This window comes from Nocardiopsis sp. TNDT3 (genome assembly GCF_003427465.1).
Taxonomy (GTDB): Bacteria; Actinomycetota; Actinomycetes; order Streptosporangiales; family Streptosporangiaceae; genus Nocardiopsis; species Nocardiopsis dassonvillei.
On sequence record NZ_QPFC01000123.1, the window covers coordinates 1 to 12,502 of the forward strand.

General features: G+C 73.6%; 10 protein-coding genes. 3 read left to right on the forward strand and 7 right to left on the reverse strand.

Annotated features, from left to right (window positions below; all coding sequences use genetic code 11):
• Window positions 1-63: 63 nt before the first annotated feature.
• On the reverse strand, window positions 64-1,482 hold the full coding sequence (locus DQW06_RS03395; RefSeq protein WP_013151640.1) for a sodium:alanine symporter family protein: 1,419 nt from the start codon (window positions 1,480-1,482) through the stop codon (window positions 64-66).
• A gap of 470 nt (window positions 1,483-1,952) precedes the next feature.
• Window positions 1,953-2,207: a DUF6457 domain-containing protein gene (locus DQW06_RS03400; RefSeq protein WP_013151639.1), complete on the reverse strand. Its 255-nt coding sequence runs from the start codon at window positions 2,205-2,207 to the stop codon at window positions 1,953-1,955.
• Window positions 2,208-2,666: 459 nt separating this feature from the next.
• Between DQW06_RS03400 and DQW06_RS03405 the strand changes: the two genes are divergently transcribed.
• Window positions 2,667-3,806 (forward strand): glycosyltransferase family 1 protein, encoded by a 1,140-nt coding sequence (locus tag DQW06_RS03405; protein WP_232051635.1) that lies wholly within the window; start codon window positions 2,667-2,669, stop codon window positions 3,804-3,806.
• Window positions 3,807-4,028: 222 nt separating this feature from the next.
• Here DQW06_RS03405 and DQW06_RS03410 read toward each other — a convergent pair whose 3' ends face one another.
• Window positions 4,029-5,357 carry a pyridoxal phosphate-dependent aminotransferase gene (locus tag DQW06_RS03410; RefSeq protein WP_013151637.1) on the reverse strand — a complete coding sequence of 443 codons (1,329 nt, stop codon included), beginning with the start codon at window positions 5,355-5,357 and terminating at the stop codon, window positions 4,029-4,031.
• Between the two features lie 146 nt (window positions 5,358-5,503).
• On the opposite strand from DQW06_RS03410, the gene DQW06_RS03415 reads away from it, so the two are divergent.
• The gene (locus DQW06_RS03415; protein ID WP_013151636.1) at window positions 5,504-6,442 is read left to right on the forward strand and encodes a LysR family transcriptional regulator; all 939 of its coding nucleotides are present in this window, start codon (window positions 5,504-5,506) and stop codon (window positions 6,440-6,442) included.
• A gap of 276 nt (window positions 6,443-6,718) precedes the next feature.
• Here DQW06_RS03415 and DQW06_RS03420 read toward each other — a convergent pair whose 3' ends face one another.
• From DQW06_RS03420 to DQW06_RS03430, 3 genes are all read right to left on the reverse strand, one after another.
• Window positions 6,719-7,027, reverse strand: coding sequence for a hypothetical protein (locus tag DQW06_RS03420; protein WP_013151635.1), 309 nt, complete (start codon window positions 7,025-7,027; stop codon window positions 6,719-6,721).
• Window positions 7,028-7,134: 107 nt separating this feature from the next.
• Entirely contained in the window at window positions 7,135-8,334 is a 1,200-nt protein-coding gene (locus DQW06_RS03425; RefSeq protein ID WP_117197944.1) for a glycosyltransferase, read from the reverse strand.
• 12 nt (window positions 8,335-8,346) lie between these two features.
• Complete coding sequence (locus tag DQW06_RS03430; RefSeq protein WP_197724868.1) at window positions 8,347-9,216, reverse strand: DMT family transporter; 870 nt, start codon at window positions 9,214-9,216, stop codon at window positions 8,347-8,349.
• Window positions 9,217-9,500: 284 nt separating this feature from the next.
• On the opposite strand from DQW06_RS03430, the gene DQW06_RS03435 reads away from it, so the two are divergent.
• Window positions 9,501-11,081 carry a beta-N-acetylhexosaminidase gene (locus tag DQW06_RS03435; protein ID WP_013151632.1) on the forward strand — a complete coding sequence of 527 codons (1,581 nt, stop codon included), beginning with the start codon at window positions 9,501-9,503 and terminating at the stop codon, window positions 11,079-11,081.
• Between the two features lie 111 nt (window positions 11,082-11,192).
• Here DQW06_RS03435 and DQW06_RS03440 read toward each other — a convergent pair whose 3' ends face one another.
• Entirely contained in the window at window positions 11,193-12,446 is a 1,254-nt protein-coding gene (locus tag DQW06_RS03440) for an alanine racemase (protein WP_013151631.1), read from the reverse strand.
• Window positions 12,447-12,502: the final 56 nt, after the last annotated feature.

The window sequence follows — 12,502 nt, forward strand, 5'->3', positions numbered from 1 at the left end:
CCGGCTCCGCGCCGGTCCCCCCTCCTCGTTCCGCCCTCTGCTGGAGGCGCGGCCCCTACCGGGTCAGACCTTGGTCACGTCCTCCATGACCTTGTCCGGGTCCCTCCAGTCGGGGTGGGCGAAGAACTTGCGCGTCTCAGCCACGATGACCGGGGACAGCAGCAGGAGGCCGATGAGGTTGGGCAGGGCCATCAGGCCGTTGGCGATGTCGCTGAACAGCCAGACCGAGTCCAGGCTGGCGACCGAGCCCACGTAGATGACGGCGATGAACACCAGGCGGTAGGGCAGGACCAGGCGGCGGCCGCCCAGGAACACCATGCAGCGCTCGCCGTAGTAGGCCCATCCGAGCAGGGTGGTGAGGGCGAACACGGCCACCGCGACGGCCACGATGACAGCGCCGGCCGGGGCGAGCGCGGGGCTGATCGCCCCCAGGCCCTCGGAGACCGCGTTGCTGGTCATCAGCGAGCCGTCCGCCTGGCCGTCGGTCCAGACGCCGGTGGTGATGATGACCAGGCAGGTCATGGTGACCACGATGATGGTGTCGATGAAGGTCTGGGTCATCGAGACCATGGCCTGGCGGACCGGCTGGTTGGTCTTGGCCGAGGCGGCGGCGATACCGCCTGTGCCCAGGCCCGACTCGTTGGAGAAGATGCCGCGGGCGAAGCCCTGCTGGATGGCGAGCATGATGCCCGCGCCGGCGAAGCCGCCCGTGGCCGCGGTGCCGGTGAAGGCGTCGGTCACCACGAGCTGGAGCGCGGGGAGGATCGCGGCCCAGTTGACGGCCAGGATGACCAGGCAGATGCCCACGTAGCCGACGATCATGATCGGCACGAGGCCGGAGGCGACGCGGCCGATGCTCTTGATGCCGCCGAGGATGACGGCGCCCGCCAGGACCACCAGCGCCAGGCCCACCATCCACGGCTCCAGCGGCGTGATGCTGGTGATCTGCTGCGAGACGGCGTTGGCCTGGGTGCCGTTGCCGATGCCGAAGGCGGCGATGGCGCCGAAGACCGCGAAGGCCACGCCCAGGGTGGTTCCCAGGCCGCCGGGGATCCCGTACTTGAGGTAGTACATCGGGCCGCCGCTCTGTTCGCCCTTGGCGTCGGTGCGGCGGAACTTCACGCCAAGGAGGGCCTCGCTGTACTTGGTGGCCATACCGAGGAAGCCGACGACCCACATCCAGAACAGCGCGCCGGGGCCGCCGACGCCGATGGCGAGCGCGGCGCCGGCGATGTTGCCGACGCCGACGGTGGCGGCCAGGGCCGTGCTCAGCGCCTGGTAGTGGGAGATGTCGCCCTCGACGGAGTCGTCCTCCTTGCGCCGGACGATGGCGAGCCACAGCGCGTGCGGCAGGCGGAAGAGCTGGAGCAACCGGAGACGGACGGTGAGGAACAGGCCGACACCGAACAGCAGCGGAATGAGGACGAAGGGCCCCCAGATGATGCTGCTGGCGAGGCTCGCCATTTCGAGCAGTTGGTCCACAGGGGATCTCCCTATCGGTGAGTGTGTGGGGACGAAGGCCGCCGGTACCGAAGTACGGGGGATCCGACGCCCTCGCGATCGCTTCGGCACTGGTGGAGGCCCGCGATATCGGCAAAGAATCGCATCGACGCGTAACGAACACATCACATGTGTTCCACATGCCTGTTTCTTCGGGAACTTCCGGTTCCATTTCCGCGTACCGCGCGGGTGGGGCGGTGTCCTCCGGAGGCTTCCGCGCTCGTCGGGGGCTCGGTCCCGGGGCTCCGCCCGGACGGCGGCACACCAGATGGAGCCGGTGCGGCCCACGCGGAACACGGCACGGCACGGCACGCGGTCCGGTCGTACGGACGGCGGGCCGGTGCAGCCGCTGTGGGCCTGGTACGACCACGACGGGCTCCGGGTCACCATGTCCCGAACGGACCCGACCGGCACGGACGGAGCGGCCCCGACCGGTGTGGACCGCGGGGGTCCTAGGCGCGGTCCTCCTCGTCGGCCTGGGCCAGGGCGAGCCTGCTGAGGGCCGCCGCGGCCTCGTCGGGGTCCGCGCCCTGACCCACCGCCACGCCCAGGAGGTAGGTGGTGAGGGGCGCGGCGGGCCGGGCCACGGAGTGGGCGGCGTCCCGGGCGAGGTCGAGCACCCGGTCGACATCCTCCTTGCGGAGCGGTTCGGTGCCGGTCAGGCCCAGTTCGCTTCGGACTGCTTCGGCCCATTCCACGAGGGTCACCGCATGACTCCTTAGAGCAATATATTGGCTACATTCAGCAATCATATCCACCGGGGGGTCACCCGGTGGACACACGGGCGCACGGGCACGGTCACCGACCGCTCGGACTGCCCACGCCTGGTCTTCGGGCGCGGTTCCCCCGCACCCAAACCGAGGTTCATCCCACGAGCCTAGCGTCGGAGACAGCCGTCCCCGGCGTAGGCAGCCGTCCCCCCGGCGTTGGGAGCCACCCGCATGTCCCCGACCGACCGTACGTCTCCGGCCACGCGCATGTCCCCGGCCGCTCACCCGTCCCCGGCCACACGTGTACCCTCCGTGCCCTCGGCCGCTCCCCGAACGGCGGCCGACCACGCGTCCGCCCGCGTTCCCGCTGCCGGGCACCGGGCTCCGGCCGCCCACACGCCCCCGCTCGACCGCGTGCTCCCGGCCGACGCCCGGGGGCCGCTGAGGGTGGCGATCGTGACGGAGTCCTTCCTCCCCCAGGTCAACGGGGTGACCAACTCCGTGTGCCGGGTCGCCGACCTGCTGGCCGCGCGCGGCCACGAGGCCCTGGTACTGGCCCCCGGGCCCGGTCCCTCCTCCTACGCGGGTTTCCCGGTGGTCCGACTCCCCTCCGTGCCCCTGCCGTTCTACCGCGACTTCTCCGTGGGGCTGCCCGCGCGGCGCGTGATGACCGCGGCGATCCGCGCCTTCGCCCCCGACGTGCTGCACCTGGCCTCGCCCGCCCTGCTCGGGGCGGCGGCCGTGGAGACCGCACGGCGGTGGGCGCTGCCGACCGTGGCGGTCTTCCAGACCGACCTCCCCGGCTTCGCCGGGCGCTACCGCCTGCCCGGCGGGGACGCCCTGTGGTCGCTGCTGCGGCGCACGCACGCCGCGGTGGACCGCACGCTGGCGCCGTCCTCGGCCACCATGGAGGCGCTGTCCGCGCGGGGGTTCCCCCGCCTGGACCTGTGGCGCCGCGGGGTCGACGCCCAGCGCTTCTCCCCCGCGCACCGCGACGAGGAACTGCGGCGCGGGCTCGCTCCCCACGGGGAGACGATCGTGGGCTACGTGGGGCGGCTGGCCAGGGACAAGCGGGTGGAGATGCTCGAACACGTGTCCCGCCTGCGCGGGATCAGGCTGGTCGTGGTGGGGGACGGCCCCGAGCGTGCGCGCCTGCGCAGGCGCCTGCCCGACGCGGTGTTCACCGGGCAGCGCACCGGCGGTGACCTGTCGCGCCTGTACGCGTCCATGGACGTGTTCGTGCACACCGGGGCGGACGAGACGTTCTGCCAGGCCGTCCAGGAGGCGCTGGCCTCGGGGGTGCCGGTGGTGGCCCCCGCCTCGGGCGGGCCGCTGGACCTGGTGGTGCCCGAACACAACGGACTGCTGTACGCCCCGGACTCGGTGCGCGAACTGCGGGTGGCGGTGGGGCGGCTGGCCCACAACCGCCAGGTGCGGGAGCGGATGGCGCGGGGCGCACGGCCCTCGGTGGAGCACCGTACGTGGGAGGCGGTCGGTGAGCAGCTGCTCGACCACTACCGGGCGGTGATCGCCTCCAGCGCGGAACTGGCCGCACGCGAGGCGGGGGCGGAAGGCGCACCGTCGGGTCCGAGGTGAGCGCCGGGGCGGCGGCGCCCACGCGGCGGACCGTACCGGACCCTCGGCGCCGGGGCGCGGACGTGCCGCCGGAGTGGGGGTGGTGTGCCGCGGAGGGACCGCGACCTCCCGCCGCACGGAGCCGGACAGGGATCCGGCCTCCCCCGGAAGGAGCGGCCGGGGGAGGCCGGATGACGGTGCGTCCGCCCCGCCCCCTTACAACGGGGCGGACGCGGGGAGCGGTCAGCTGACCGCCTGTGGTTCGGCGGACCGGGGCAGGACGGCCCCGGTGTCGGCGCCCGTGGGGAGCAGCGTGCCCAGGACCTCGTCGAGGCGGTCCAGGTGTGCGCGGATCCAGGGCAGCGCCAGCGGGTCCGTGGCGGCGAGGGCGGCGTAGCGGCGTTCCTCGGTGTCGCCGTAGAGCAGGCTGGTGGCGACCCGCATGCGCAGGGCCTCCGCGCCCTCCCCGAACTCCGCGGCGGGCAGCACGCCCATCCCGAAGCGGTCCAGCAGCAGCCCGGTCAGGTCCGGGCCGGTGGCCACACCGTGGAGGGCGGCCAGCCGCTCCCGGACCGGCTCGAAGTCGGGGTAGAGGTAGAAGGCCGCCCGGGGTGCGGCCACGGTCGCGCCCGCGCGGGCGAAGGCCCCGGTGACCGCCCCTGCGACGATGCCGTGCAGACGGCGGCTGCGGTCGACGTGGTCGAGGAGTTCGGCGGGTTCGGTGAAGGCGTGCGCCGCTGCCTCCTGGACGGGGGCGGCCGGGCTCGACCAGATCTCGCTGGCCACCCCGAGCAGCCCGCCGCGCAGGCGGTGGCCGATCTCGGAGTCGGGCAGGCGTACGACGCCGATGCGCCAGCCGCCCAGGGCCAGGTTCTTGCTCAGCCCGGTGGAGACGACGGTGCGCTCGGGCGCGTACTCGGCGGGGCTGTGCACCTCGGCGGGCTCCTCGCCGGGGGCCGCGGGGTGGAGGAGGTCGCGGTAGATCTCGTCGGAGATGACGATCAGGTCGAGTTCGCGGGCCACCTCGCACAGGCGCCGGACGGTGTCGGCGCCGGCCACGGTGCCGGTCGGGTTGTCGGGAACGGTGACGATGACGGCGTTGACCGCGCGCCCCTGCTCACGGGCGGCGGTGACGGCGGCGTGCAGCAGGTCCGGCTGGGGTACGCCCCCCTCACCGGTGGCGGTGGGGACCATGACGGGCCGCTGCCCCACCAGGCGGCTCTGCGCGGCGTAGCTGACCCAGCTGGGCGCGGCGATCGCGGTGTCGCCGCCGATCTCCAGCAGGAGGCTGTACAGGAGCGGCTTGCTGCCGGGCCCGGCGATGACCAGTCCGGGGTCGGTGGGCAGCCCGCGGCGCTCCCAGTACCCGGCGGCGGCCTCGCGCAGGGCCGCGGACCCGGCGACGGGCCCGTAGGCGTTGGCGCCGTTCCCCGCGGTGAGCCGGTCGCGCATGACCGGGTGGACCGGGAGTCCGGCCTCGCCGAAGCCCAGGGGGAGCACGCGGACTCCCTGGCGGCGCTTCTCGGCGAGCGCTTCGTTGACGGCGAGGGTCGCGGACACAGTGACGGTCATCGAGGACTCATCTCCGGTTTGTCGTGAATGCGGGTGATGCGTGGACTGCCGCTCCACCTGGGAAGACGGCCCGTCACCCCACAGACTGCCCAGGTTCGGGCATCAGTACAAGCGCGTCTTTTCGATGCTGAGCGTAAGCTTCTCTTATGCTCGATCTGCGTCGTCTGCACGTCCTCCGCGAGTTCAGCGTCCGGGGGACCATCGCCGCCACCGCCGCCGCCCTCGGTTACACGCCCTCGGCCGTGTCCCAGCAACTGGCCACCCTGGAGCGGGAGACGGGCGTCGCGCTGCTGGACCGCTCCGCGCGGGGCGCCGAGCTCACGGACGCCGGACGGCTGCTGGTGACCCAGGCCGAGGACATCCTGGCGCTGGTGGAGGCGACCGAGTCGGTGCTCGCCGAGCAGTCCGACCTGGCGCTGGGCGTGGTCACCGTCACGGCGTTCCCGACCGCCGCCGTGGCGTTCGCGCCCCTGTTGGTGCCGCCGCTGCGCCGGCACGAGGGGATGCAGCTGCTGCTGCGCCAGACCCTGCTGGCGACGGGGACCCAGCAGGTGCGCTCACGGGAGGTGGACATCGCCCTGGTCGACGACTGGTCCGGACAGCACCCCGGGCGCGGGCCGGAGGGCGGCCTGCGGCACATCAACCTGATGCGCGACCCGATGGTGCTGGCGGTGCCCCGGGGGCACGCGCTGGCCGATCCCTCGACGCCGGTGGTGCTGGAGGGACTGCTGAACGAGTCGTGGATCGTGACGCCCGAGAGCGAGCGTTCGCGCTACGGAACGGACCGGCTCCTGTCCGAGGTGGGCGGGCTGCCCTCCGCGGCCTGGGAGTTCGAGGGGCTGGGAACGGTGCTGAGCCTGGTCTCGCGCGGGATCGGGATCGCCGCGGTCCCGGCCCTGGCGATGGTGGGGGCCCCGGCGGGGCTCGTCTACCGGAGGCTGCCCGCGTCCGCGCCCGAGCGGCACGTGTACGCGGTGGTGCGGTCGGTGGCGGCGAGGCGGCCGGCGGTGCAGGTGACGCTGGCGGCGTTGAGGGACGCCGCGCAGCAGGTGAACAGGGAGATCGCCGGGATCATGGTGGCCTGACCACCGGCTCCGGGCCGCCACGCACCGTCGCGACCGGGTCCTGTGTCAGCACGCGCTCCACGGGTGCCCGGCCGCTGGCACCGGTCCGCTGCGCGCCGACCCCGCCGGGCCCCGTCGGCCCGTGCTCCACGGGCACGCGGCCGGACCCGCCGAGGGCCGGTCCCCTTCGGCGGGGCACCACGGTCCGTTCCGGCCCCGGGGCGAACCCTCCGGGAGGGGCCTCCTGGAACGACGCGTGGCCCGAACCCCCCGGGGTCGGACCACGTTCGTCGTCGTTCACTCTTTCTCCCTGCCGCGTGTCCGGTCGATCCGGCGGCGCAGTCTGCGGCAGACGTGGAGTGCCCGGTCACGGTCGTCTCGGGCGTTCCACCATCGGGCGTAGGCTTCCAGTCTCCTTTTGCGCAGTGCCTCCAGCTCGGCCTCCATCCGGTTCACCCGGTGCTCCAGGTCGATGCGCTCGCGTTCGAACACCGACATGTCGCGCTCGTGGAACCCCGCCTCCCGCTCGGCGCTGACGAGCCGATCGGTGAGGCCCTCGGTGGGGTTGCCCCGGCCGGTCTGTGCACTGATCCCTTCGAACCACACAACATCTTGTGTATCCCGCACGGGGACAACATCACCGGTCGCTACGCAAAGAATACGGAAAGTGGCAGAAGAATCGAAACATCAACCAAACGGCTCTTTCGGACACCTCAGGCGGCGACCAGCCCCTCCACCCGCGCGGGAGCCGTGCCCCGCAGACGGGTGTAGACCTCCTCGAACCGCTCCAGGGACCGGTGGTGGTCGTGCCGCCGCGCGAGCTCACGGCTGGCCGCGCCGAGCGCGCGCCGACCGGGGCCGAGCACGAGGAGCAGCCGGTCCGCCAGGCGCACGGGGTCGCCCGGCGGGAAGAGGAACCCGTTGCGCCCCTCCTCCACCAGGTGCGGCAGCGCCATCGCGTCCGCGGCCACCACCGGCAGACCGGTGGACATCGCCTCCAGGGTGGCGATGCTCTGCAACTCGGCCACACCCGCGATGGCGAAGGCGTCCCCCGCCGCGTAGACCAGGGGCAGGTCCTCGTCCGGGACGAACCCCAGGAAGAACACCCGGTCCGCCACCCCCAGCTCCGCGGCCAGCGCGCGCAGCTCCTCCTCGCGCTGACCGGTCCCGGCCAGGGCCAGCTGGGCGTCGCGTTCGGGCACGATCCGCGCGAGCGCCCGGATGGTGTCGTCGATCCTCTTCTCCGCGTCCAGCCTGCCCACGAACACGATCGTGTCCCGGTCGGGCAGACCGAACAGGCGCCGGGCCGCGGCGGGGTCCTCGTGGGGGCGGAACCGCTCCAGGTCGATCCCGCACGAGATGGCCTCGACCTCACGCGTGAACCCCTTCTCCCGCAGGAGCCGGGCCGCCCGCGGGGTCGGCGTGGTCACGTGGTCTGCCTCCCCCGCCACCCGGACCATGTCCCTCCAGGCCAGGAGGCCCGCGAGTTCCTGCATCGGCGCGGGGATCCGGGCGTGCGCGTACAGATTGTCCGGCATGAAGTGGTTGGTGAGCACGACGGGGACGCCTGCGGCACGGCCCCTGCGCATCGCCGAGCGGCTGAGCGGGAAGTGGCTCTGCGCGTGCACGACGTCGGGGTCCAGGCGCTCGATGACCCTGGCGATGTGCCCGCCCATCCCCAGCGGGACGGCGGCGCGCATGAAGGGGATGGGGGCCGAGCGCAGGCGGTGCTCGGTCACCGCGCCGTTGACCGTGACGTGGGGTTCGCCCCGCTCGGAGGGGCACACCACGTGGACCCGGTGCCCCCGTCCGGCCAGTCCCTCGGCCAGGCGGTGGGTGAAGTATCCGGCCCCGTTGACGTCGGGGGGATAGGTGTCGCTGGCGATCAGGACGCGCAGCGGGCGTTCGGCCATGGTGGTCTCTCCTCAGCGTTCGGTGTCGGCGGCGACGACCTCGGGGTTGCGGTGGCGCGCCTGGGCGAGGGCGATGGTCCCGGCGACGGCGAGGCAGGCGAAGACCAGCGCGCCGATCTGGGCGGGAAGGGTCCGCGGCGCGCCCTCGCCCAGGAGGAGGGCGCCGATGGCCACGCCGACCACGGGGTCGGTGATCAGGAGGGTCGCGTAGGCGGCGGTGAAGTGCCCGGTGCGGTAGGCGTTCTGCATCAGGAGGGCGCCGAAGACCGCCGCGACCACCGCGAGCGGGGTCAGCCAGCTGATCAGGCTGGTCCAGTCCCCGACGGCGTTGGCGGCCAGGACGCGGGCCAGGCCGGACGTGGTGCCCATGGCCGCCCCGCCCGCCAGGGCGAGCAGGAGGGCCCGGGCCCCGTTGTTCATCCGGTGCGCCGTGAAGTGGACGACGGCTCCCGCGCCGAGGACGACCCCGGTGAGCGCCAGTGCCGTGCCGGTGCTCATGACGGGGCTGTCGGCGGTGTGCGGGAACAGGGAGATCACCCCGGTGAGGCCCACCATGACGGCGATTCCGGCGATGATCTGGGAGGGACTGACCCGGCGGCGGTTGAACAGGGCCGACAGCACGATGGCGAACAGCAGGCCGGTCACGCCGATCGGCTGGATGATGGTCAGCGGCGCGCCGCTGAGGGCCAGCAGGTGCAGTCCCGCGCCGAGGACGGCGGCCGCGCTGCCGATCATCCAGCGGGGCTGACGCAGCAGGTGCAGCAGGAACCCCGCCTTCGCCACCCGGCCGCCGGGGGCGCGGACGGCGTCGCGCTCCTGGAGGGCGGAACCCAGTGCCAGGGTGAACGCCCCGGCCACGGCGATGAGGATCGGCACCAGCATCAGCGCCACCGCCCCACGGGTGTCCCCCGTCTCCTGAACATCGCCGAACCCCCTGTGTCCCGCCGTCTCGGCAACGGTACGGACGGGCCCCGCCTCACGGCGATAACGCCAGCCCCCCATCCGTCGTGGTGGTAACCCCACCACGTCCGCACCTACCCGGTACCGGTTTCGGTACCACGTCGTCTCGGGGTACGGGCGACCGTTTGTCCGTGGGGGGTGTGCCCGGGAGGAGCCACGTGACACTATGGCCGGTATTGGTCTAGACCGGATAGGAGCGGTTCGCCGTGCCCGACACTTCCCCCTCCCTCGTCCCCCGTCCCCACACCTCGGCTCCGGGAGACGCCGGGGGCCTCACGCTGACCGCCTCGACCAGGGTGTCCGCCGACCCCGACGCCCGGGGCACGCTCGCGTGGCTCCAGCGTGAACTCGGGGCGGCCACCGGCCTCCCCCTGGCCACCGGCGACGAGGCCAGCGCCCAGATCCGGCTGAGCGTGGACCCCGAGGCGGGTCTGGGCCGCGAGGGCTACCGGCTGATCGTGGACGCCGAGGGAGCGATCATCGTGGGCAACGACCCCGCCGGGGTGTTCTACGGTGCGCAGACCCTGCGCCAGCTGCTGCCCGCCGACGTCTACCGGGACGCCCCGCTGGGCGGCGCCGAGTGGGCCCTGCCCGCCGTGAGCGTCACCGACGCGCCCCGTTTTCGCTGGCGGGGCGTGATGCTGGACGTGGCCCGTCACTTCGTGCCCAAGCGCGAGGTGCTGCGGTTCATCGACCTGCTGGCCATGCACAAGCTCAACGTCCTGCACCTGCACCTGACCGACGACCAGGGGTGGCGCGTGGAGATCCGCCGCTACCCGAAGCTGACCGAGGTGGGCTCCTGGCGGACCCGGAGCCAGGTGGGCGCCGCGAAGCCGCCGGTGTTCGACGAGCGCCCGCACGGCGGCTTCTTCACGCAGGACGACATCCGCGAGATCGTCGCCTACGCCGACGCCCGGCACGTGGCCGTCGTCCCCGAGATCGACGTGCCCGGCCACTCGCAGGCCGCCATCCACGCCTACCCCGAGCTGGGCGAGTGCGGACGGATCCCGGTCGGCGACCAGTGGGGGATCTTCGAGGAGGTGCTCGCGGTCACCGACAACGTCCTGGAGTTCTACCGCAACGTCCTGGACGAGCTGATCGAACTGTTCCCGAGCACGTACGTGCACGTGGGCGGCGACGAGTGCCCCAAGACCCAGTGGCGGGCGAGCGCGTCCGCGCAGCGGCGGATCAAGGAGGAGGGGCTGGCCGACGAGGACGAGCTGCAGAGCTGGTTCATCCGCCAGCTGGACGAGCACCTGACCTCGCGCGGCCGCCGCCTGGTCGGCTGGGACGAGATCCTGGAGGGAGGGCTCGCGCCGGGGGCGACCGTGATGTCGTGGCGCGGCGAGGAGGGGGGTGTCGCGGCCGCGCGGGCCGGTCACGACGTGGTCATGAGCCCCACCCGCACCTCCTACCTGGACTACCGGCAGTCGGAGTCCGGGGACGAGCCCGTCCCGGTGGGCACGCTGCTGCGGACCGAGGACGTGTACCTGGCCGAGCCGGTCCCCCCGGGGCTGACCGAGCAGGAGGCCCGGCACGTGCTGGGCGCGCAGGTGAACGTGTGGACCGAGCACATCGACTCGCCGCGCAGGCTGGACTACATGGTCTTTCCCAGGCTGTCGGCCTTCGCCGAGCAGGTGTGGTCGTCCGGTGAGCGCGACTACGCCGAGTTCGAGCCCCGGCTGAGGCGGCACCTGGAGCGGCTCGACGCGGCCGGGGTGGAGTACCGGCCGCTGGAGGGGCCGCGCCCGTGGCACACCCGCCCGGGGGTGGTGGGCTGGGGGTGACCCCGCGACCCCGGGAGCCGGAGGCGCTCCCGGGGCGCCGGAGCCCGGAAAGCACGGCCGGGGAGGCCCGGGCCCCTGCGGCGCCGGTCCTGCGGGCGCCTCCCCCGGGGATCAGAAGTAGGTGGCCGCCATCTCCACGACGGTGTCGGCGTCGTCCACCACCGGCAGGACCCGCCAGCGGTCGAAGGCCGTGCACGGGTGCGAGATCCCGAAGGAGACCAGGTCGCCGGGGCTGACCCGCAGTCCCGGCGCGATCCTCAGGTAGGCGTGGTGGTCGTTGAGGTCGGTCACCTCCATGCCCCCGGCCTCCACGGTCGCGCCGTCCGCGCGGCGCAGGCGGCGCGGCACGGGGAACCCCTGGTCGTGGTTGGCGTCGCGTCGCCCCATGCCGACGATCGCCAACCCCTCCTCCGGGACGGAGGTCACCTGGGCCCACAGCTCCAGGGCCCCGGCCAGCGCGTCGGGGCCCTCCGGCAGGCGTCGGTAGGGCGTGGTGCGCCGGTACAGGCCGTCGTCGTGGACCACGTAGGCACCGCTGCGCAGGATCGGCAGGACGTCCCCGCGTCCGCCGAGCTCCTCGGCGACCAGGTCGAACCACGCGCTGCCGCCCACCGACAGCACCGGCCTCTCCAGGCCGTGCCGGGCGGCCAGCGCCGCGGCGTCGCCGACCAGGTCGCGCAGGAAACCGCGCACGCCGTCGGCGTCGCCGAGCGACCCCTCGTAGCCCGCCACCCCGGCCGGTTCCAGGCCCGGCGCCCCGGCGACGGCCTCGGCCACCGCGAGCAGTTCCTCCCGGGTGCGGCAGCCGGTGCGCCCGCCGGGGACCCCCCGCTCGACCAGCACCCGCAGGGGCCGCCCGGCGGGGCCTCCGCCGGGCCGGTCGGCGGCCGCCTCCGCGGCGACCGCCACCCCCTCGGCGGAGTCGGCGTAGAAGAGGAACTCGAAGTCGGGGTCCTCGTCCAGCTCACCGGCCGCCCAGCGCAGCACCCGGCCGTCGAGCAGCTCGTTGGCGAGCAGGATCCGGCGCACGCCGAACCGCCGGAAGTCCAGGACCTGGTTGGCGCTGGCGGCGGAGACCCCCCAAGCGCCCGCGTCCAGCTGGCGCTGGATGAGGGCCGGAGCCATGGAGGTCTTGCCGTGCGGGGCGAACAGCAGCCGGTGGCGCTCGGCGAAGTCGGCGAGCGCGGCGATGTTGCGGTCCAGCGCGGAGGCGCGCAGGACCATCAGCGGCCAGGTGAAGGGGCCGGTGAACAGGTGGTCGCGGCGGGCCGCGAACTCCTCCAGGGGAATCGGGGCGTCCGTCCACCACAGGCCCTTGGTGCGCCAGTCGACGTGTTCCCGGGGGATGGTCAGCCGATCGCTCACGTGGTGTCCGCCTCCTGGTCCGAACGCCCCGCTTCCGGGGAGACCGCGGCGCGGTC